This window comes from Vibrio qinghaiensis (assembly GCF_002257545.1).
Classification (GTDB): Bacteria; Pseudomonadota; Gammaproteobacteria; order Enterobacterales; family Vibrionaceae; genus Vibrio; species Vibrio ordalii.
This window is the reverse complement of the sequence record NZ_CP022741.1, coordinates 1,770,813-1,792,832: the sequence shown is the minus strand read 5'-3', so window position 1 is coordinate 1,792,832 and position 22,020 is coordinate 1,770,813. Positions and strand designations below refer to the sequence as shown.

General features: G+C 46.1%; 14 protein-coding genes. 10 read left to right on the top strand and 4 right to left on the bottom strand.

Going from position 1 to position 22,020, the window contains the following annotated elements; genetic code table 11:
* Nucleotides 1-88 precede the first annotated feature (88 nt).
* From CCZ37_RS08170 to CCZ37_RS08155, 4 genes are read left to right on the top strand one after another with little or no spacing between them, the layout of a single operon-like run.
* A complete protein-coding gene (locus CCZ37_RS08170; protein ID WP_094500271.1) occupies nucleotides 89-1,807 on the top strand; it encodes a class I SAM-dependent DNA methyltransferase in 1,719 nt (572 codons plus the stop codon).
* A complete protein-coding gene (locus tag CCZ37_RS08165; RefSeq protein ID WP_094500270.1) occupies nucleotides 1,797-3,014 on the top strand; it encodes a restriction endonuclease subunit S in 1,218 nt (405 codons plus the stop codon). The genes CCZ37_RS08170 and CCZ37_RS08165 overlap by 11 nt, the downstream gene beginning before the upstream one ends.
* Nucleotides 3,007-4,206: an SIR2 family protein gene (locus CCZ37_RS08160; RefSeq protein WP_094500269.1), complete on the top strand. Its 1,200-nt coding sequence runs from the start codon at nucleotides 3,007-3,009 to the stop codon at nucleotides 4,204-4,206. Before CCZ37_RS08165 ends, CCZ37_RS08160 begins: the two co-directional genes overlap by 8 nt.
* Nucleotides 4,203-7,448, top strand: a complete 3,246-nt coding sequence (locus CCZ37_RS08155) for a type I restriction endonuclease subunit R (RefSeq protein ID WP_094500268.1) — start codon at nucleotides 4,203-4,205, stop codon at nucleotides 7,446-7,448. Before CCZ37_RS08160 ends, CCZ37_RS08155 begins: the two co-directional genes overlap by 4 nt.
* 524 nt (nucleotides 7,449-7,972) lie before the next feature.
* Here CCZ37_RS08155 and CCZ37_RS08150 read toward each other — a convergent pair.
* On the bottom strand, nucleotides 7,973-8,386 hold the full coding sequence (locus tag CCZ37_RS08150; RefSeq protein WP_013857204.1) for a VF530 family protein: 414 nt from the start codon (nucleotides 8,384-8,386) through the stop codon (nucleotides 7,973-7,975).
* Nucleotides 8,387-8,717: 331 nt separating this feature from the next.
* Between CCZ37_RS08150 and CCZ37_RS08145 the strand changes: the two genes are divergently transcribed.
* The 3 genes from CCZ37_RS08145 to CCZ37_RS08135 all read left to right on the top strand — a co-directional run bounded on the left by CCZ37_RS08145 (nucleotide 8,718) and on the right by CCZ37_RS08135 (nucleotide 12,685).
* Nucleotides 8,718-10,049 carry a ferredoxin reductase family protein gene (locus tag CCZ37_RS08145; protein ID WP_208613909.1) on the top strand — a complete coding sequence of 444 codons (1,332 nt, stop codon included), beginning with the start codon at nucleotides 8,718-8,720 and terminating at the stop codon, nucleotides 10,047-10,049.
* A 214-nt stretch (nucleotides 10,050-10,263) separates the two neighbouring features.
* A complete protein-coding gene (locus CCZ37_RS08140) occupies nucleotides 10,264-11,163 on the top strand; it encodes a homocysteine S-methyltransferase family protein (RefSeq protein WP_094500267.1) in 900 nt (299 codons plus the stop codon).
* Nucleotides 11,150-12,685 (top strand): BCCT family transporter, encoded by a 1,536-nt coding sequence (locus CCZ37_RS08135; RefSeq protein ID WP_094500266.1) that lies wholly within the window; start codon nucleotides 11,150-11,152, stop codon nucleotides 12,683-12,685. Before CCZ37_RS08140 ends, CCZ37_RS08135 begins: the two co-directional genes overlap by 14 nt.
* A gap of 121 nt (nucleotides 12,686-12,806) precedes the next feature.
* Here the strand turns inward: CCZ37_RS08135 and CCZ37_RS08130 are convergent, their stop codons facing one another.
* On the bottom strand, nucleotides 12,807-14,588 hold the full coding sequence (locus CCZ37_RS08130) for an alpha-amylase family protein (protein ID WP_094500265.1): 1,782 nt from the start codon (nucleotides 14,586-14,588) through the stop codon (nucleotides 12,807-12,809).
* 197 nt (nucleotides 14,589-14,785) lie between these two features.
* Nucleotides 14,786-16,024, bottom strand: coding sequence for a DEAD/DEAH box helicase (locus tag CCZ37_RS08125; RefSeq protein ID WP_010318100.1), 1,239 nt, complete (start codon nucleotides 16,022-16,024; stop codon nucleotides 14,786-14,788).
* A gap of 325 nt (nucleotides 16,025-16,349) precedes the next feature.
* On the opposite strand from CCZ37_RS08125, the gene CCZ37_RS08120 reads away from it, so the two are divergent.
* The gene (locus tag CCZ37_RS08120; RefSeq protein WP_094500264.1) at nucleotides 16,350-17,123 is read left to right on the top strand and encodes a hypothetical protein; all 774 of its coding nucleotides are present in this window, start codon (nucleotides 16,350-16,352) and stop codon (nucleotides 17,121-17,123) included.
* 47 nt (nucleotides 17,124-17,170) lie between these two features.
* On the opposite strand, the gene CCZ37_RS08115 is transcribed toward CCZ37_RS08120, so the two are convergent.
* A complete protein-coding gene (locus CCZ37_RS08115; RefSeq protein WP_094500263.1) occupies nucleotides 17,171-18,538 on the bottom strand; it encodes an L-serine ammonia-lyase in 1,368 nt (455 codons plus the stop codon).
* A 123-nt stretch (nucleotides 18,539-18,661) separates the two neighbouring features.
* On the opposite strand from CCZ37_RS08115, the gene CCZ37_RS08110 reads away from it, so the two are divergent.
* Both CCZ37_RS08110 and CCZ37_RS08105 read left to right on the top strand, forming a co-directional pair.
* Nucleotides 18,662-20,131: a protein adenylyltransferase SelO gene (locus tag CCZ37_RS08110; protein WP_094500262.1), complete on the top strand. Its 1,470-nt coding sequence runs from the start codon at nucleotides 18,662-18,664 to the stop codon at nucleotides 20,129-20,131.
* A 347-nt stretch (nucleotides 20,132-20,478) separates the two neighbouring features.
* The gene (locus tag CCZ37_RS08105; protein ID WP_094500261.1) at nucleotides 20,479-21,732 is read left to right on the top strand and encodes an ABC transporter substrate-binding protein; all 1,254 of its coding nucleotides are present in this window, start codon (nucleotides 20,479-20,481) and stop codon (nucleotides 21,730-21,732) included.
* Nucleotides 21,733-22,020: the final 288 nt, after the last annotated feature.

The window sequence follows — 22,020 nt, the reverse complement described above, 5'->3', positions numbered from 1 at the left end:
AACCACACTTAACTCAGTCATAAAGCGAGGATTTTTGCGCTTCCACTGGTATCATATCGGCAATTTTTCGTGTCTTAAGAAATCTGCAATGAACCAACAAGAACAACAATACCTCAAAGCGCTAGAAAGCAAACTCTGGACGGCGGCCGATAAACTGCGCGCCGCGTTGGATGCGTCACAATACAAACATGCGGTGCTGGGGCTGATTTTCGTCAAATACGTTTCGGATGCGTTTACCTTGCGCCAGCAGGAAATCAAAGCTGAATTGACCAACCCAGAGCACGAATACTATTTAGACCCGCAAGATTTCACCCCAGAAGAACTGGCCGAAGAGATCGCGATAGAGCTAGAGCAGCGCGATTTCTACCAAGAGCAAAATGTGTTCTGGCTACCGCCGGAATCCCGTTGGTCGTTCCTGCAAGATAACGCACCGCGTGTGATTGGCGGTGCAGAGCTGGTGATTGAGGGCGCAAACCAACAAAAAATCACCAAGAAAATCACCTCAGTCGGCCATTTAATTGATAACGCACTGGAAGGGATTGAGCGCGATAACCCCAAACTCAAGGGCGTACTCAACAAACACTATTCAGGCCTTAAAATCGACCAAGCCAAGCTCAATGAACTGATCAACCTGATTGCGACCATTCCGTTTAATCACCAGTCGCTCAGCAGCAAAGACATTCTTGGCCATATCTATGAATACTTTTTAGGTCAGTTTGCGCTGGCTGAAGGCAAAAAAGGCGGTCAGTTTTATACGCCTGCCTCCATCGTAACCCTAATTGTAGAGATGATTGAGCCATTTGAAGGCCGTGTCTATGACCCAGCGATGGGCAGCGGCGGCTTCTTTGTCCAATCGGATAAATTTATTGAGCGCTATGCTAACCAAAAAGAGATCGACCCGCTGACGCAAAAGCAGAAAATCTCGATTTACGGGCAAGAATACAACTACACCACCTGGCAATTGGCGGCGATGAACATGGCGATTCGTGGGCTGGATTACGATTTTGGCAAAGAGCCCGCCAGTACCTATACCAACGACCAACACCCTGATTTACGTGCGGACTTCATCATGGCTAACCCGCCGTTCAATATGAAAGAGTGGAACATTGGTGTTGATGATAACGATCCGCGCTGGGTATACGGCACACCGCCTTCAGGTAATGCCAACTTCGCGTGGATGCAGCATATGCTTTACCACCTTGCCCCTGATGGTTCTCAAGCTTTACTGCTGGCTAATGGTTCGATGAGTTCATCCACCAATAACGAAGGGGAAATTCGCGCCGCCTTGGTTGAGAACGATTTGATCGAATGTATGGTCGCGCTGCCCGGGCAACTGTTCACCAACACGCAAATTCCGGCCTGTATCTGGTTCTTAACCAAAAACAAGAAAGCTCGCACCGATAAAGCGGGTCGTAAGCTGCGTGATCGTAAAGGCGAAGTGCTGTTTATTGATGCGCGTAACCTTGGCTATATGAAAGACCGCGTGCTGCGTGATTTCAGTTTTGATGATATCCAGAAAGTGGCAGATATTTTCCACGCATGGAAAACCGGTGAAGCGGTTAATGGCGTGACGTATCAAGACCAAGCCGGTTTTTGTAAATCAGCAACGTTGGAAGAGATTAAGAAACACGATTTTGTATTGACGCCGGGGCGTTATGTTGGCGCAACTGAAGAGCTAGATGATGGTGTTCCATTTGCAGAAAAGATGGCAACCTTAACCGAAAAACTGAGTGGGCAATTTGCTGAATCAGCCAAGTTAGAAGCGCAAATTAAGAAGAACTTGGCGGGGTTGGGTTATGTCATCTAACTATTTCCAAACAACTATAGGCGCCCAAGTAACGCTACAGCGTGGTTTTGATATCACTAAGAAGCAGCAAATTCCGGGAGATATACCAGTGGTATCATCTGGAGGCATTGCGAGTTACCACAATGAAGCCAAGGTGGATGGGCCTGGAGTTGTTTTGGGACGAAAAGGAAGTCTGGGTACTGTTTTTTATTTGGATTGTCCTTTCTGGCCACATGATACTAGTCTTTGGGTCAAAGACTTTAAGGGTAATAACCCTCACTTTGTATACTACTTCTTTACGAGTATTGCTGAAAAGCTGAAAGGCATGGATGTTGGAGCTGCAAATCCAGCTTTAAACAGAAACCATGTTCATCCAATGGAAGTGTTATGGCCTATTCGGGATGTACAAGATGATATTGTCAGAATTGTTGGTATTCTCGATGATAAGATCTCACTTAATATTCAAACAAACCAAACCCTAGAACAAATGGCTCAATCTATCTTCAAGTCATGGTTTGTCGATTTTGATCCGGTCAAAGCCAAGATGAATGGCGAGCAACCAGAGGGAATGGATGCGGCTACCGCCTCGCTATTCCCCGAAAAGCTTGTTGAGTCTGAGTTGGGTTTGATTCCTGAGGGTTGGGAAGTAAAACCTCTAGACAAGGTTGCTCATTTTCAAAATGGGTTAGCATTGCAAAAATTCCGATCAGAGTCTGAGGAGGATGATTTTCTACCTGTTCTAAAAATTGCTCAGTTACGTCAAGGCTACTGTGACGGAAAGGAGAAGGCTCGTTCAGATATTAAAGAATCTTGCAGAGTGTATGATGGTGACATGATCTTCTCATGGTCGGGCACTTTGATGATTGATCTATGGACTGGTGGTAATGCTGCGTTAAATCAACACCTTTTCAAGGTTACGAGTGAGGAATACAACCTACCGTTATACCTATACTGGACAAAGCATCATCTCGCGAAATTCCAGCAAATCGCCAAAGATAAAGCGGTAACTATGGGACACATAAAACGAGGCCATTTAAGTGAGTCTTTGTGTGCTATCCCTCCAAAAGCATTAAGAGACAAGATGGATGAAGTTTTACTGCCATTAATCAATCAAGGTCTTAACTTGCGACTCCAGAGCAACCAGTTAGTCACGCTGCGTGACACTTTGCTTCCTAAATTGCTTTCCGGCGAAATCGAGTTAGAGACACAGGAGGCTAAAGGTGAATAAGCCATTCCATGACAGCTATCACATCATTGAGCGTGTTGAACAATACCTACAAAGTAAGTTAGAGGAAAATACTGATTTCAACGATGAAATCAACAATAGCGCTTCTATTGTTATATCTGAGCAGGGGCCGAAAGTGCGGGTGAAGAGTTTGACCGATGTTGATACTGAGTTTAGTTACGATGTTAGTGACATACTATATTGGGTTGAACGAGATACCTATTTTGATGAATTGGCGAAGTGGAACGGTGTCAAATTGCAAGAAAAGCATAGTGATGCGGTCAATTTTCTAAAAGAAACACATCAGTATTCTTTGTTCTTGGATCTGGTCGATGCTATTCGAAAACAGAGAGTCGCTCCTTTCGTTGGCGCAGGAGCATCACACCCTGCGGGGTACCCTAATTGGGGGAATGCGCTAAGTACGCTTGCTAGAACAATGGGGACAAATGTTGTTGAAGAGACTAAGCATCTACTGGAAAGCTATGATTACTTATTGTTAGCAGAGCAATTATTCAGACATAACGAACATGTTTTTCTTAACTTTGTTCAAACTGAATTTAGATTAAAACCTGCTCATGAGGATGATAGACCTATATTTCCTCCTATCATTGATCTATTACCGCAAATATCAAGCTCATGCATTATTACAACAAATTTTGATAGATTGATTGAAAAACGGTTCGAACTATTAAAAGGAAAGCCTCTTCAAGGTTATATGTATGGTAAACAAGAACAGAATGGTTTTGTAGGCCAGCTATTGAAAGGTGAACATTGTTTAATGAAGTTGCATGGAGATGCTGAACAACCCCAATCATATGTTTTTACTGAATCACAGTATTTAGAAGCATATGGTTCTGGCAGCATAGATTTTACAAAGCAACTGCCTAGGTCACTACGTCAAATATATGTGAGCCATTCTCTACTGTTTTTAGGATGTTCATTGGAACAAGATAGAACGCTAGAGTTGTTCAAATCTGTGAAAGATGAGGGGCATTTTGAAATTCCGAATCATTTTGCATTTCTTCCAGAGCCTGAACCAGAAGACAAAGCTGAAAAAATGGGAAGATTACTTAGTATGAGTATAAAGCCCATATGGTACGGAGCAAAAGATGGAGATCATTCGATGCTCGAGAAGCTATTGTTACTGGCAACGGATGTTGCTTGTAAAAGATACAGCTTGGGAGGTATCAAGTGATCACTGAAGGGCAATTAGAAGCACAATGTATAAATTGGTTTGTTGATCAAGGCTACCAATACCAAAATGGCTATGACATCGCGCCGGATGGCGACACGCCAGAGCGTGAAAACTATCAGCAAGTTACACTGCAAGCGCGGTTAGTGTCGGCATTGGAAACCTTAAACCCCAATATACCGAGTGACACCTTAATCGAAGTGGCGAAAACCGTTGCCACGCCGCCAACGCCCATCCTGATCAAAAATAACCAGGCTTTTCACCACTATTTAATCGAAGGTGTGCCGGTTGAATACTCAGTGATGGAGCAAGAACAATGGGTGACCAAGCATACTCATGTTCGATTAATGGATTTTGACAACTGCGAGAATAACGAATTTTTAGTGGTTAATCAGTTCACCATCACGGGCAGCAAAGGCAATCGTCGCCCCGATGTGGTGGTGTTTATCAATGGCTTGCCGATGGCGGTGATTGAGCTGAAAAACCCCGCCGATGACCACGCTGACATTTGGAATGCGTATAACCAAATCCAAACGTACAAACAAGAAATCGCCGATCTGTTTGCATTCAATGAAGCGCTGGTGATTTCTGATGGCTGGACGGCGCGAGTCGGTTCGCTGACCGCGAACAAAGAGCGCTTTTTACCATGGAAAACCATCGAGGACGAAGACGATAAGCCGTTACTCGAATTTCAATTAGAGACCATGGTGCGTGGCTTCTTTAAGCCAGAATTGTTGCTCGATTACATTCGCTACTTTGTACTGTTCGAAAATGATGGCGGACATGCCGACCCGGCCGCAGGCGCTATCATCAAAAAAATCGCCGGTTATCACCAATTCCATGCCGTGCGTGCTGCGGTGAAAGCGACGGTCATTGCGGCTACAACTTCTGACCAAATCACTGAGCCACGGGCAAATTACGCCAATATTGTGGTACCCGGAAGCAAAAAAGCGGGCGTAGTGTGGCATACCCAAGGCAGCGGCAAAAGCATTTCGATGGTCTGCTACGCCAGTAAGTTACTGCAACAGCCGGAGATGAATAACCCAACCTTAGTGGTGGTGACGGACCGTAACGACCTAGATGGTCAGCTATTTAACACCTTTACTATGGCGCAAGAAACCTTAAAGCAAATCCCGCAACAAGCCACCGACCGTGATGCATTGCGCGAGTTACTGCTCAACCGTCAGTCTGGTGGCATCATCTTCACTACGGTACAAAAGTTTGCATTGCTCGATGACGAAACGGCGCATCCTATCCTTTCAGAGCGCTCGAATATCGTGGTGGTGTCCGATGAGGCGCACCGCAGTCAGTATGGCAATAAAGCACGTTTGGTCGATGTCAAAGACGAGGATGGCCATGTTGTAGGCCAGCGTTACGTTTACGGCTACTCCAAATACTTGCGTGATGCACTGCCCAATGCGGCCTTTATTGGTTTTACCGGCACACCCATATCGCTAGACGATAAAGATACTCGCGGTGTGTTTGGTGACTATGTTTCCATTTACGATATTCAAGATGCGGTCGATGATGGTGCCACCGTGCCTATCTACTACGAATCGCGCCTCGCCAAGCTCGATATTAATCAAGATGAAATCGAAGCGCTTAACGATCAAGTTGAGGAAGAAATTGGCGAAGACGAAGAAACGGAAAGTCGCGAGAAAATAAAATCACAATGGTCAGCACTGGAAAAACTGGTGGGTGCCGAGCCACGAATCAAACAGGTAGCGAAAGATCTCGTTGAGCACTTTACCACTCGCTGTGAAACCTTTCCGGGCAAAGCGATGATTGTCGCCATGAGCCGAGAGATTTGCGTCGATTTATACCATGCGATTGTGGCAATTAAACCTGAGTGGCATAACGATGACCCCGCCAAAGGCGCAATCAAAATTGTCATGACCGGCAGCGCCGCTGATAAGGCCAAAATGCAGCCGCATATTCATGATAAGAAAACCAAGAAGCTCTTTGAGAAACGGTATAAAAATACCGATGACGAACTGCAATTGGTGATTGTGCGAGATATGTGGCTAACGGGCTTTGATGCGCCATGTTGTCATACCATGTATATCGACAAACCGATGAAAGGTCATAACCTGATGCAGGCAATTGCCCGGGTGAACCGAGTATTTAAGGATAAACCCGGCGGTTTGGTGGTCGACTATATTGGCATTGCAAATGAGCTTAAAAACGCCCTCAAGACTTACACCAATAGCCAAGGCAAAGGCAAACCGACCGTTGATACCGCTGAAGCTTTCGCCGTCTTCATGGAAAAAATCGATATTATCCGCGGCATGTTTGCCACGCCAGTGGATGGTGAGGTGTTTAACTATCGCCCTGATTTTGAAACTCGGCCGCTGCAATTGCTGCCGGGGGCAGTCAACCACATCTCAGGGCTTTGCCACCGGAACAGCAAAGGTGAGCAAGTTCGCGATGGTAAACGCCGTTTTCTTGATGTGATGGCGGCGATGATGAAAGCCTTCTCGCTGTGCAGTACGTTGGATGAAGTGAATGGCTATCGCCATGAAATCGCCTTCTATGGTGCAATCAAAACCGCTTTTTTGAAGCACTCGACGGTCGATAAAAAGCGCAGTGATGAGCTGCGAAACTCTGCCCTGCGCCAAATCCTCAATAACGCGATTGTGGCCGATGGCGTGGATGACATTTTTAAAACCGTGGGGCTGGATAAGCCAAACATAGGTTTGCTCTCCGAAGAGTTTCTTGAAGATGTGAAGCACATGAAAGAGCGCAACCTTGCGGTGGAGTTACTGGAAAAATTGCTGCGTGATGAAGTGAAAGCGCGGATGAAAAACGATGTGGTGCAAGAGAAGAAATACTCAGAACGCATCATGTCGACTCTGCAAAAGTACCATAACCGCAGTATTGAAACCGCGCAGGTGATTGAAGAGCTAATCCAGTGGGCGAAAGAGATGCAAGCCGATTCAGAGATGATGGATAAGCTTAATCTCACTCCGGATGAAATCGCCTTTTACCGCGCGCTGATCGCTAATGAAGCTTCAGTACGCACCTTAGGCGATGATAACTTACGCAAACTGGCGATTGAACTGACTCACCAACTGCGTAATTCTGCTACGGTAGACTGGCAGAAACGTGAAAGCGTGCGGGCGCGGATGCGTAACTTAGTGCGTCGCTTATTACGCCGCTGGAAGTACCCACCCGATGCCGCAGAAGAAGCGATTAAGCTGGTGCTAGAGCAAGCCGAAGTGTTGGCAGATGGGTGGTATCAGTAATCAATGTCCAGTCCAGCACTCAACGCGTGGCAGATGCTGCGCATATTTTAGTTGTTTGACAACAATACTCTACTCTTAACTATTTGAGGTATAAGTAAATAAAAGGCACCATAATCGATTTCAACGAGTTGGATCGAACTGGGTTAATCTCCGGCGAAGACGGGGTTCGCTATCCACTCAACATGAATGAATGGAAGGCAGGGGCACTGCCTAAATCAGATGAAGACTTTGAGAAAACCTATGTGACTGGACGTAAAGATTGGTTCTAAGATGCTGATATTTTGACGTTTAATCCGTCTGTAAAACGAATTCCCAACGCTTGAAGTGTTAAGTTCAAGGTTGGGTTTTGCGTTTATGGCGCACGGGCTTAGATTCGGTGGCCTTGCACTTATCCCCTTCCTACTCGAAGCTGCAGTGGTGTTGGCTACGTTCGTTCACCCCAATCACATAGTTTGCCTATGCTCATGGGGACTCACTCACTTGCCGCCTACCTACAACTCCAAGTTGTTTGGGTATATCGCTTTTTAACGACGAAACGAACGGTTACGTGCGGAACGCTCTTTATGGGCAGAAGCCGCTTTAGCCTGTGAGTTTAAAATGGAATCAACCGTCAGCTCCATGGGCTCTTTAGGTTTTAGGCCGTGTGGGAAAGTGCGCGCGCGCGGTGGCAGATCATACTCTTCAGCTGAAGCGCGTGGCATACGTTTGAAGCGATAGAGGTAGAAGTTTTCTACTTTCTCTCTCGCCCAATCGGTTTTATTGAGATATTTCACGCTGCTGGCAACCGATGGGTTGGTATGGAAGCAGTTAAAACGCATTGCCGTATCGAGAATATCCCAACCGTAAAAATCCACGAGCTCTTGCAATAAAGTTTCCAACTTAAGACCGTGTAATGGGTTATTTCTTTGTAATTCAATTCTTTCTTCTTCAGTCATCATAACGAGTTCCTAAGTAGTTCGCTCACTGAGGCCAGTTGAGGTGTATGTTTTGCGCTGATTTTATCTTCAAACCGCGTGCTTTTACGGATCAACATTTCTCGACACGCTAGTTGAAGGGGCCGCATTCTAACAGAATTCAGTGACCCTCCCTAAGATTATCGTGCGGAAGATCAACACTGTTTGTTCGGCCCGGTCTCTCTTCGTTCAATAAAAAGGATAAGCGCTTAAAGAGCTTGGATTGCCGTCTTTACACAGATTTACTTGTTACTTCATCTACTTTACGTTGTGCTTGTTACTCTTATATAACCTTTCTATTTTAGTGGTTATTGTGATGAACAGAGCAAGCAAAATGGTTTTAATGATTATGGCCGTGGTTTCGGTACTCTGGATACAGGCCGAGCCAACGTTTTTTGTATCTCAAAACCTGTTTCAATGGCGATCGGCTTTTATCCAGTGGTCAGGCATTTTGGCCATTGTGGCGATGTCATTGGCTATGGTACTGGCGCTTCGTTTGCCCCTTGTTGAACAGTGGACACAAGGAATCGATAAAGGCTATCGGATACACAAATGGCTGGGCATTTCGGCCATGTTGCTTGGTTTATTTCACTGGCTTTGTTACCAGATACCGAAATGGATGATCGCACTTGAGCTCCTGACCAAACCTAATCGGCTCAATGGCTCTGGCCCACAGGGGAACTTGTCGGGTTTTGCGCTTTGGGTAAAAGAGATGCGCCCGATTGGGTTAGCCATTGGCGAATGGGGGTTCTACTCATTATTGCTGCTGGTGGGTGTATCACTGTGGCTAACCATTAAATACAAACCGTTTCGCTTATCGCACCGTTTGATGACGGTGGTGTACCTTTTGCTGGCTGGGCATTCGGTATTATTGTTGAAAAAGGCGTATTGGGGCTGGCCGATTTATTGGTTAGTGTTGATGTTTATTGCGCTTGGCTCGGCGGCAGCAGTCTACAGTTTGCTTGGATTTGTGGGCCGAAATGCACGTTATTCAGCGAAGATTAGCGCATGCCACTACTGCGCAGCGAGCCAAACGTTAGATTTAAGAATTAAGATGGAGAAACCTTGGCCCGGACACAAAGCAGGGCAGTTTGCCTATTTGAGTTTTGTTGGCGAAGAGCCGCATCCGTTTACTATTGCTTCGTACAATGAGGCTAATGAGCTGCGATTTTTGATCAAAGAGCTCGGCGATTTTACCACTGGCCTTCACAAGAGAATTACCGTGGGTGAGCCGATTGAGGTCGAAGGCCCATATGGACGATTTGAGTTTTATAGTGATAGGCCACAAGTCTGGATTGGTGGCGGTGTCGGCATCGCTCCATTTATGGCTGGGTTAGATTATTTACACACGGTAAAAGTGCATCCGGCTACTTATCTGTTTTTCTGCTGCCACCATGCAGAGCAAGCCCTGTGTGATGAGCTTAAGCAGAAAGCATTGCGTGCGGGTGTCTCCCTCACCGTGATTGATTCAAGCATTGACCCGCATTTGTCTGCCGAGACTATTGCTCGCCAGTGTGGTGATTTAAGCGGTTTTGAGTTTTTCTTTTGTGGCCCTGTTGCCTTTTCACGGACTTTAAAACAGGCGTTGAAGCCTTACCATGTAGACGTTGAAACTCAGTTCCATGAAGAGTTGTTTATGATGCGTTGAGTATTTGTTGTGAAATGACCAAGCCCAATGTTTTTTACGAATGACAGCATGAATAACAGCATGAATAACAGATAGTAGCCTTGCGAAAAAGAATAGATAAATCAAGTTACTTACTTGAATAAAATTCATATTGCACTTCAATGTTATTCACTATGATTTTGCTCACAGAATGTTTCAATGGCACTGACCAATAAAGCATTATGGATACGATATTATGAGCAAATTAACCCTTCTTGATGGTGGTATGGGGCGTGAATTAAAAAGAATTGGCGCCCCTTTTTCTCAGCCACTTTGGAGCGCGCAAGCGCTGATTGAATCTCCACAACATGTTCGTTTAGCTCACCAAGGATTTATTGATAGCGGTGCCGACATCATCACGGTGAATAGCTATGCGTGTGTCCCTTTTCACTTGGGCGAGTCACTATATCAAACCGATGGTGCAAGGTTAGCGAGCTTAGCCGCGCAGATTGCTGCGGAAGTAGCACAACAGTCAGAACGTCCGATTTTAGTGGCGGGTTCTATGCCACCGGCGATGGGAAGCTATCGGCCTGATCTCTTTCAAGCCGAAGTCGCGCGAGCGATTTCACTCACTTTGTATCAAGCACAAGATCCTTATGTCGACGTCTGGTTGGCGGAGACGATTGCCAGTTTAGAAGAGTTGAGCATGATTCAATCGGTGTTTGCCTCATCAACCAAGCCTTGCTATTACGCACTGACTCTGAAAGATGACACTAATATCGCACAATTGCGTTCTGGGCAGTCGGTCTCTGAAGCGGCAGAACAAATCTGCTCTGCGGGTGGGGCTGGCATTTTCTTTAACTGCTCAATACCCGAGGTGATGGCTGATGCCATTCAACAGGCGAAAAGCGTGTTGGAAGGCCGAGCGCAAAAGATTGAAATCGGCGTTTATGCAAACAGTTTTACGCCGATTAAATCGGATCACGCTGCCAACGAAACCGTACAAGCCATGCGTGAGTTTAGTGCAGAAGATTATCTCGCATTTGCCAAGCAGTGGTATGCCCTCGGTGCAACCGTGATCGGCGGATGTTGCGGCATCACCCCTCGCCATATTCAAGCACTTTATGAATGGAGGCGCAGTTTTGAAAAATCTTAATTATGGATTGGCTTTTCCTGCGATTGCGTTAGTGCTTGTTTTGTTAACGGTGTCTGCGCTTTATCCAGCCATCTCTCAAGCGATGGCGGCGCAAGCTATGGGCTGGGTGAGTCACTGGTTTGGCTGGTTAGTACAGATGGCAAGTTTGGCGTTAGTGGTTTTTTTACTGTGGCTGGCGTGTTCGAAATACGGCCGCATTCGTTTAGGTGAAGAAAAGACCGAATACAGTAATTTTTCTTACGGTGGGATGATTTTTACCGCTGGCGTTGGAGCGTCACTCATTTACTGGGCGATAGGTGAACCGATGTATTACTTACAATCGCCGCCGTTATTTGCTGAGCCCAATAGTTATCCTGCTGCGGCATGGGCCGTTACCTACTCTATTTTTCATTGGGGCATTACAGGCTGGGCGATTTACTGCTTTCCAGCGATTCCGTTTGCTTACGCATTTTATGTACAAAAAAAACGCACGTTAAAAGTTTCCAGTTTGTGTTCTTCGGTAGTGGGTGACCATCCTTTGGTGGCAAAAAGTATCGATCTATTGTCGATTTTTGGTACGTTGGCCGCGTTTGCTAGCTCGCTGGCCTTAACTGTGACCTTGGTCAGCGCCGGTGTGGCAGAGCTGTTACAGATTGAGAATAGCCTTGGCTTACAAGGCGCAATCATTGTGCTTTTTGTGGCTGCGTTAGTGGCTGTGATGGGGGTTGGTTTTAACCAAGGCATCAACGCGATTTCTAACTGGACAGTCAGCATGGCGGTGTTGTTTGCCCTGTTTGTATTATTGGCGACTCAACCTTCTTTCATTCTTAATAGTTTCACTGACTCATTGGGCGTGATGTTGGATAATTTCTTTAGAATGTCATTGTGGACAGACCCTGTTCAGCAAAGTGGTTTTGCACAAGGCTGGACTCAGTACTATTGGTTTTGGTATTACGCGTACTTGATTATGATGGGCCTATTCATCACGCGAATTTCTCGTGGACGAACGATTCGTGAAGTGGTTTTGTACACCATCTCGATGGGCGCTTTGGGCTGTGCATTTTTTATCTCCATTTTTGGTGGCTATGCGGTATGGGCTCAAATGTTGGGCGGTTTACCCGTTCAGGGCTGGATGGCGGAAGGTGGCTTAACCTACGCAGTGGTTTCATTGATAAAAACCTTGCCTGGGGGAAATGGGGTGCTTGGGCTATTTCTGCTCATTCAGTTTTTATTGATGCTGACCACGATGTCCAGTGCGAGTGTTGCGACGGCGATGCTCACCACCAATGAATTGGCTTTGAATGGTGATCCCGATAACCGAGTAAAATTACTTTGGGCCTGTGCGATTGGGCTGATCAGTTTAAGTGTATTTTTGGCTGGGGGAGGGATTGAAACCATTAAGTCGCTTTGTGTGGTCGCAGGCCTTCCTATGATGTTCATTTACGCCATCATGCTCAAAACCTTTTTACATACTTTAGGTATTTTGCCCAATCAGCATGAGCGGGAATCTGATCAAGAACCCGTGTTAATGAAAGTCACTTAAAGCAAGCCTTAACCTTATAGCGTTTAGAGCGCTTAGCTCTATAGCGTTTAGCAAAACAAGCCAGCACGATGAAGATGCTGGCTTGTTGTATTGAAAGAAGACCAATGACTCTCTTTGAGGTTTAAATATTATTGAGAACCATGAAATGGGTCGAAAGTGGGGTGAAGTCGATCATCACATAGCTCTCTTGTTCGTTGACGAAGAGTGTCAGCGTTTGTTGATTTAGCGGGTCGAATAGAGTGTGCTCACCACAGGTTAACTGCCAATAAGTGGTCAATGCTTTAGGTAAATGCAGTTTTACGGTTTTGCCACTTGTGGCACTGAAGTTCGCGGCGATGATCAGCTTTTGTGACGGGTTAGAGCGAGCAAAGGCAAATAAGCCATCTTGTTGGTCGGAGAAGTGTTCAACATTGGCGGCGTACAGATCATGATATTCACCGGTCAGTGCGGGGCTCTGTTGGACTAAATTCAGTAATGTTGAGTAGAAATGGCGCAGCTGCTTCTCGCTCTCACTTAATTGGCCACCATCAAATGCACCGTTATTCATCCATTTTTGGTGTTGTGGAACACCGATATAGTCAAAAATAGAGGTGCGCGAAGGCTGGCCAAAGCCGGCATGTTCCGCACCCGGTTCGCCCACTTCTTGCCCAAAATAAAGCAAGGTTGGTGAGCTGGATAAACAGGCTGAAATCAACATGGCTGGGCGTGCTTTATGTGCTTCCCCTGCAAATTCAGGCGAGGCAATTCTTTGCTCGTCATGGTTTTCCAAGAAATGCAGCATGTGATGCTCAATGTCGCGCAGTTGATGTTCAATACGCCCAATCTCTTTAGTTGAACCGTGTCCTTGTATGATGGCTTTGAGACAATCGTAAAGGTCAACTTTGTCGTACAGATAGTCCATTTTGCCGAGCTGGATATAATCGCGGTATAAATCTGGCTGATACACCTCTGCCATTAAAAAAGCATCGGGGTTGTGTAGTTTAATCGCCGAGTTGAGATAGCTCCAAAATTCAATCGGTACCATTTCGGCCATATCATAACGAAAGCCATCGACGCCTTTATCGAGCCAATAAAGAGCGATATCCCGAAACTTACGCCATGAATCTGGAACGCTTTTGTCTTGCCAGAAAACGGCGTGCTCCAAGAGAGATAGGAAACGGTATTGCTGCGGAAGTTCGGTAAAATCTTTGCTTCCGTCAGGCTTGATGCCGTAGTTTATTTTGACGGTTTCATACCAATCATCGATGTTCGGCTTGGCTAAACGAGATCCATTGCCTGTCCATTTTGCGGGGTGTTCGTAAAACGGGGTGGCTAAATCTGGGTGGCATTCGCCGCCCAGCGGTAGTAATGAGGTGGGAATATCTGGCAGTTCAAAGCAGGTGTCGGGTAGGTAATAGAAGTTATTGTCCCTGGCGTATTGCACACTGGTATCATCATTTGCACCAAAATCATTGACCCCGACAGGGTTATTGAGCCCTTGATATTGGCGCGCCACGTGGTTAGGGACAATGTCGATGATGACTTTCATGCCCGCTTGCTGTGTACGCTTAATCAAGGCTTCAAATTCGTAATTACGCTGAGCTGGGTCGTCGGCTAAATCAGGGTTTATCGAATAGTAGTCTTTAATGGCGTAAGGCGAGCCCGCTCTACCTTTGACAACACTTGGGTGATCATTCTCTATTCCCCATGCATGGTAATCACCCACCAGTGCGTGATGTAAAACACCGGTATACCAAATATGAGTGATCCCAAGTTGATGAATGGCATTGAGTGCATCGTCAGTGAAGTCACTCAATTTACCGACGCCATTTTGTTCTTTCGTTGCCCAAGGAGTGTTGCAGCGGTTTGTATTACCGAATAAGCACGTGAAAACTTGATAGATAGTGTATTTGTTGTAAGCCATAACGTGTCAACCTAAGCGATGATGGGGTGCGATAAATAAGAGATGAGTTGCAGGCTAATAGAAGTTGATGAAGACAGAATCATCCTTGAGTAGTGATTTTGGGGCGTAGAGAGAAAGAGGGCGTAAAAGTGTGATGCGGGGATGGTTTAGTCAACAAAATCCCACCGTGCGGTGGGATTTGTAAAGCAGCATTATGCTTATGAGCGTTTTTCTTGTTTAGGACGAGGGCTACGACGCGGTGCACTTGAGTGCTCGTTATCACGCTTTTTCAAGTGGTAATTTAAAATGGAAATAGGCACGTCTTTTTTCGGTGTGAAACCTTCAATCTCTTTACGCACAAGCAAATGTCCTAAGCGGCTTTCAATCATGCACAAGTTTTTAAAATCATCGCGTGATACGAGAGAAATTGCTTCGCCGGTTGCACCAGCACGACCGGTTCGTCCAATACGGTGAATGTAGTTCTCCGCAGGATAAGGCAAGTCGTAATTCACCACTCTTTCTAAGTTATCAATATCAATACCGCGCGCAGCAACGCCCGTTGCAATCAAAAATTGCAGTTTACCTGCTTTGAAATCAGCTAATAATTTTTCACGAACTTCTTGGCTACGACCACTGTGAAATGCCTCTGCCGCAATGCCACGCTTTTCCAGTTGGCTTGCTAGCTTTGCCGCACCGTGTTTGGTTTCGATGAAAATCATCGCTTGTTGCCATTGGTTTTCAGTAATCAAATGGCTCAGTAGTGCAGATTTTTGATCTTTATCGACAGTGATAATCCACTGCTCAATTTGATTTGGCGTGCGGTTGTAACCAGCGACATCAATTTCAATCGGATCATTAATGGCTGATTTGGCCAACTCGCGCACTGGACGAGAAAGGGTCGCCGAAAACAGCAAGTTCTGACGATTTAGTGGCAGGCGATCAACAATTTTGTTGATGTCTTCAATGAAACCCATGTCGAGCATGCGGTCAGCTTCATCCATCACCAACACTTCAAGCTCATCAAAATGAACGGCGCGTTGGCCATACATATCAAGCAAGCGCCCCGGCGTGGCGATCAAAATATCCACCCCTTCAATCAAGCGTTGTTTTTGCTTTTGTGAATCGACACCGCCATACATTGCAAGCGAGGTTAAGGGCAAATATTTTGCGTATTGCGTGATGTTCTCTTCTACTTGCAGAGCCAATTCGCGCGTGGGCGCTAAAATTAATGCGCGAACACGTTTGGCGCGCTGAGTTGTTCCTTGACTAAGCATCTGCAAAATGGGCAGTACAAAGCTAGCGGTTTTACCCGTGCCGGTTTGCGCTGCCGCAATGACATTTTTACCCGTCAAAATGGCAGGGATTGCCTGTTCTTGAATTGGTGTTGGGGCAGAATAGCCGAGTTCGTGAACGGCTTTTAAGATTGGATCGCTCAATCCTAGGTTGGAAAATGGCATGCGGGCTCTCAGAATTAAAAAGTCAAAACAGTTAGCAAGCGATGGCTTTCTCATCGTAAGGCGCTACGCCCTAATACTTTGAGTGCAACTCATCGCAAATTCGGCGCATTCTAGCATGAACTCTTCAAATGCGGTGAGATACCTCAGTGTCAGCGCTTGTCTCTACTTATTCAGAATAGCGCTCGTTGCCGAGTCACCAATATGAGATACCGATAATATTGTTATCAATGAGTGCGGTTAGTTGAATTGGCATCACGGAGCTTTTAGGGTAAGTGAGGTCTATTTTCGATATATTAACCCTACTTATTTTCCAGGGAATGGATTCATGAAATCTAAGCAGCTACCGATCCAATACATTGTGGTCAGCGCGTTAAAATTAGTCCAAAAAAATTGGCTGACTCTCATGCTGCAATCTTCACCTTTTTTGGTGGTGAATCTCTATTTCACGATTAGCGTTATTGACCTTGATGACCCACAACGGTTGTTCACATTAACGAATGCGATTATTTATATGCTTTATACGGTAACGGCGGCGATGGCGACAGTGCGCTTGCATCGTTTGGTGCTGCTGGCTGAAAAATCTTGCCGTTTGAGCACAATTTTCTACTTAAGTTCGCGTGAATTACGCTTTATTGGATGGTGGGCTGCGTTAGGCACTATGCTGTTTGCCATTCTAATCATGCCCATGTTTATCATTGGCTCGCTGGCAAATATAGTGACGATGCCAATGTGGTTAATTCAGCTTTGTATCTATGTCGTAATACTGCCTATTGGCTGGCTTATCTCTCGCTGGTCATTGGTTTTACCAGCCACAGCACTAGATCATCAACCTAGAGGTTTGAGTGTCGCGTGGCAAATGTCAAAGCCCCACGCCAAAGCACTATTTGTGTTGATAGGTGTGATCCCCATGCTCATCAATGCACTACTACAGCCCTTGTTTAATCTGCATTTTCTGCCATTGACCTTGGTACTGTCATTTGTCTGGTTAGCGGTTTGCGCCATCGAGATTTGTGTGTTGTCGCTCAGCTTTCAGTGGATTGTGCAGCGAGAAGCGATTACTCAAAATCAAGAGTTACACATTCCTGAATTTACCGCTTAAACAAGCCCTGTATTCACACAGGGCTTGATGAGGATGGAACGGTATTACTATTCACAAGGTGGTGATAGGTGGATTAACGCTAAGCCGCCTAACGAGGTTTCACGATATTTCCGATTCATATCTTTCCCCGTCTGGTACATTGTCTCAATCACTTTATCTAGAGAAATTAAACATTTGCTGGTCCGTTTTAGGGCCATGCGTGAAGCGTTAATCGCTTTCACGGCTCCCATTGCATTGCGTTCGATGCAAGGGACTTGCACTAAGCCACCCATTGGGTCGCATGTCATACCCAATGAATGCTCCATGGCAATTTCAGCCGCCATGCAAATTTGTTCGTTGCTGCCACCTCTTAGCGCTGTCAACCCTGCCGCCGCCATTGAGGAAGAGACTCCAATCTCCCCTTGACAGCCTACTTCGGCCCCCGAAATAGAAGCATTGGTTTTGTATAAAATACCAATAGCGCCAGCCACGGCGAGGAAATCTTTCAACTGCTTAGTGTCAAGCTCTCGGATAAAGCGGTGGTAATACATTAATACGGCGGGTATCACTCCTGCCGCGCCATTGGTTGGTGAGGTGACCACTTGCCCTCCCGCTGCATTTTCTTCACTGACCGCGAAAGCAAACAGGTTAATCCAGTCCATGATCTCCATTGGGTCACTTTCAATCGCCGCGTTAGCTTCCAGCTTTTTGAGCAGTGCTGGTGCGCGGCGCGTGACATGCAACCCACCTTCGAGAATGCCTTCCGTTTCAAAGCCGCGCTGCATACAGAGCGACATCACTTTCCAAATTTGATCGGCTTTGTGGTTAATCGTTTCAAGATCATGAAACGCTATTTCATTGCGCAAAACGAGACTGCCTAAACTTAAGCCATGTTTTTCGGCTTTAAAGAGTAATTCATCAGCTGAAGTAAAAGGAAATTCGACCTCCACGTGTGCATTTGCACTACCGTGTTCTAACTCTTTGGCAGTAGCAACAAAGCCGCCTCCCACTGAGTAGTAAGTTTCAAAGGCTAACGTTTCTCCTTGCGTTCCCAAAGCGGTAATCGTCATGCCATTTTCATGCAAGGGAAGATTAGTATTTTGGAAGAGGAGGTCTGTTTTTAGCTGGAATGGAATGAGCTGTTTTCCCGCTAAATTAAGCTCGCCGTGTTCAATAGCATGCGCTAGCGCTTGATTGGCGCTGGTGATTTTGATGGTGTCAGGCTTATTGCCCAGCAGGCCTAATATCACGGCGCGATCAGTGTGGTGGCCACGTCCTGTAAGTGATAATGAACCGTAAAGGTCAATCTGCACTCTTGTCACTTGCGTTAAATCAGCAATGATTTGGCTAAATTGATAGCCCGCAATCATTGGCCCATTAGTGTGTGAGCTAGAAGGGCCCACGCCAATTTTAAAAATATCAAAAATGGATAACATCGACTTCACCTTGAATGTGACCTGTAATAGGTGACAACTTTGCCTAATAATACCCTAGTCTAGAGCTCAAGTATTTGCTAACGTGCAAAAGTCTAACCAAAAACCATATTATGAGGACTTCGCATGTCGATTTGGAATGAAGTAACACTGCACACTCGCTATGGTGAATTACCCTCGGCTTTTTATTCTCCAGTGAACCCAGCGCCTTTAGACAATGTGCGTTGGGTTGCTTGGAATGCCTCACTGGCTGGCGATTTGTCTTTACCAGCACAACCTAATGATGAGCTACTGCACGGCCTGTCTGGCCAAGTTATTCCCGCGCAATTTAAGCCATTAGCGATGAAATACGCGGGCCATCAATTTGGTATTTATAACCCTGATTTGGGTGATGGCCGTGGCTTACTACTGGCCGAAATCGAGAGCAAAACAGGCGAAGTGTATGATCTGCATTTGAAAGGTGCAGGGCTTACGCCTTATTCGCGTATGGGGGATGGCCGCGCCGTACTGCGCTCCACTATTCGCGAATACTTGTGTAGTGAGGCGATGGCGGGTCTTGGGATTGCGACCACAAGAGCATTAGCGATGATGAGCAGTGACACGCCTGTTTATCGAGAAAAACAAGAGCGAGGTGCGCTGCTGGTACGCGTTGCACAGAGTCACATTCGTTTTGGTCATTTTGAACATTTTTTCTATAGCAACCAATTAGCAGAGCAAAAGCAACTGGCTGATAAAGTGATTGAGTGGCATTACCCTGATTGCCTTACACAAGAAAAACCTTATGCCGCCATGTTTAGCCACATGGTTGATCGCACCGCTAAGATGATTGCCGATTGGCAAGCGGTTGGATTTGCTCATGGCGTAATGAATACCGACAACATGTCTATCCTCGGTCAAACCTTTGACTACGGTCCTTTTGCTTTTCTCGACGATTATGAACCGACTTATATTGGCAATCACTCCGATTATCAAGGCCGCTACGCGTTTGATCAGCAGCCGCGCGTGGCGTTGTGGAACCTGTCCGCTTTAGCGCATGCATTGTCACCGTTAGTTGAAAGAAGCGATTTGGAAGCGGCACTCGCCCAGTTTGAAGCACAGCTCGGCCGTTATTTTAGCCAGCAAATGCGTCGTAAATTGGGGTTGTTGACCTCTCTGCCCGGTGATTCTGTGTTGTTTGAGCAAATGTTTGAGTTATTAACCAAAAATCACACCGACTACACTCGCTTTTTCCGGCAACTATCCAACTTGGATCGAGAAGGGGAGCAACTGGTATTGGATCTCTTCATTGACCGAGGCACTGCGCAAGTTTGGCTTGAACAGTATCTGGCTCGTTGTGAGCGAGAAATCGACAGTTCGGGGAACGCTATTTCGATTGAGCAGCGCTGCGCAGAGATGAGAAAAGTGAATCCGAAATATATTTTGCGTAATTATTTGGCTCAACAAGCGATCGATAAAGCAGAACAGGGTGATTACCAACAAGTGCACCAATTAGCACAATTATTAGCCAACCCTTATGCCGAGCAGCCGGAAAAGAGTCATTTTGCCCAGCTTCCTCCTGAATGGGGGAAAAAAATGGAAATCAGTTGTTCCTCATAAATGAGGCATTGTGTGCGCTTTATCTAGATTGAATTCAAACTTTGCGAAAATATCAACAATGCCCGCCTGACGAAGCCTGGTTTTTCAGATTGTTACTCGCTCGGGTGATGATTAATGTTACGGCGAAGATCCCATTTTATGCAATCCGGTTTATTTTATTCTGAAAGCGCAAGTCTTTATTTGACGTAGGTTGGCGGTGCAATGTAACGCTTTCGTTACGTTAAAATTACGGTTTGTTTCAACGAAAAAATTTTCTTTGATTAGACTATTAGGTGAACGATCAGCACTTTATGGTTAATAAAAGTTTGCGAATCAGGTTGGCCGAATCAAAAACAAGGAAGATGATGATGAAATTCCATAACACTCTGCTTGCTTTATCTTTCCTCTCTATCTCTTTCATCCCTTCGACACGCGCTGGTGAAGTGGAAGTACTCCATTGGTGGACTTCCGGCGGTGAAGCCAAGTCGATAGCTGTGCTCACCGAAATGTTGGAGCAGCAAGGCCATAGTTGGAAAGATTTTGCTGTCGCGGGTGGGGGTGGTGAAAGTGCCATGACGGTATTGAAAACGCGCGCGGTGTCGGGTAACCCACCATCGGCGGCTCAAATTAAAGGACACGATATTCAAGAATGGGCAGGGCTTGGTTTTCTCACGAGTCTTAACGACGTAGCTAAACAGGGCGGTTGGGATGAAGTCGTACCACCGATGGTCACTAATGTCATGAAGTGGAATGGTCAATATGTGGCCGTGCCAGTGAACGTGCATCGCGTCAACTGGCTGTGGGTTAATCCTGCAATATTGGCTAAAGTGGATGCTAAAGTACCAACCACGTTAGATGAGTTTTTTGTTGCGGGCGATAAGATCAAAGCCGCGGGTTATGTGCCACTGGCGCACGGTGGTCAACCTTGGCAAGACGCGACGGTTTTTGAAACGGTGGCGTTGAGCGTTCTTGGCTCACAAGATTACGTTAAAGCGTTTGTTGAGCTTGATATGGCTGTGCTCGCGGGTGACAAAATGGTTGACGTGTTTAGCCAGTTTAAAAAAGTTCATGACTACATTGATGTTAACTCTCCAGGCCGTGATTGGAACGTTGCGACTTCAATGGTGATAAATGGTGAAGCGGCAATGCAGATCATGGGCGATTGGGCAAAAGGGGAGTTTACCGCAGCGGGCAAAGTTGCGGGTAAAGATTACCTGTGTGTGGCCACGCCGGGCACGGCCGATCAATTTATCCATAATGTCGATAGCTTTGTCTTTTTTGAGCTAACCGATGCAGACAATAAACAGGCGCAAAAAGCGTTAGCCGCCACGATTATAGATCCTAAATTCCAAGAGGTATTTAACCTCAACAAAGGTTCGATCCCAGTACGCACAGATATGAACATGTCAAAATTTGACCAGTGCGCGTTGGACTCAATGGCGGCCTTTAAAGCGACGGCTAAGTCCAACAACCTTGTGCCTAGTATTGCCCATGGTATGTCGACAACCAGCTATGCCCAAGGCGCGATTTTCGATGTCGTGACGAGCTTCTTCAATGATCCGAAAGCGGATCCTAAACAAGCGGCACAGAAACTAGCGAAAGCGGTGAAAGCTGCGATGTAGCCCTAACCCCCAGAGTGGGTAGGTTTTTTAGCCTGCCTGCTCACCCTCTTCTTGTAGCACATCACTTTCTGTGTGTTACTAACATAATCTGTCGGTTCTAACCAATTAGCGCACTCTCTGATAAAGAGCTCGGGGGGAGTGCCCAAACTAGGCTTGCTGTTTGGGCGGAGGGTGCGCTTCCTTCCGGAGCTCATAATTCTACTGGTTTTCCTTTGGGTGATGTTTAAAAAGAGCGCAATTGTGGGGGGCAAAACAGGAGCAAGATCTCTTTTTACGCTTTTGGAGTAA

Bases quoted from the DNA above. Each gene is read 5' to 3' on its own strand.
- CCZ37_RS08165 (WP_094500270.1), top strand. From the start codon at position 1,797: ATGTCATCTAACTATTTCCAAACAACTATAGGCGCCCAAGTAACGCTA.
- CCZ37_RS08115 (WP_094500263.1), bottom strand. From the start codon at position 18,538: ATGTTATCCATTTTTGATATTTTTAAAATTGGCGTGGGCCCTTCTAGC.
- CCZ37_RS08125 (WP_010318100.1), bottom strand. From the start codon at position 16,024: ATGCCATTTTCCAACCTAGGATTGAGCGATCCAATCTTAAAAGCCGTT.
- CCZ37_RS08120 (WP_094500264.1), top strand. From the start codon at position 16,350: ATGAAATCTAAGCAGCTACCGATCCAATACATTGTGGTCAGCGCGTTA.
- CCZ37_RS08130 (WP_094500265.1), bottom strand. From the start codon at position 14,588: ATGGCTTACAACAAATACACTATCTATCAAGTTTTCACGTGCTTATTC.
- CCZ37_RS08140 (WP_094500267.1), top strand. From the start codon at position 10,264: ATGAGCAAATTAACCCTTCTTGATGGTGGTATGGGGCGTGAATTAAAA.
- CCZ37_RS08150 (WP_013857204.1), bottom strand. From the start codon at position 8,386: ATGATGACTGAAGAAGAAAGAATTGAATTACAAAGAAATAACCCATTA.
- CCZ37_RS08145 (WP_208613909.1), top strand. From the start codon at position 8,718: ATGAACAGAGCAAGCAAAATGGTTTTAATGATTATGGCCGTGGTTTCG.
- CCZ37_RS08170 (WP_094500271.1), top strand. From the start codon at position 89: ATGAACCAACAAGAACAACAATACCTCAAAGCGCTAGAAAGCAAACTC.
- CCZ37_RS08105 (WP_094500261.1), top strand. From the start codon at position 20,479: ATGAAATTCCATAACACTCTGCTTGCTTTATCTTTCCTCTCTATCTCT.
- CCZ37_RS08110 (WP_094500262.1), top strand. From the start codon at position 18,662: ATGTCGATTTGGAATGAAGTAACACTGCACACTCGCTATGGTGAATTA.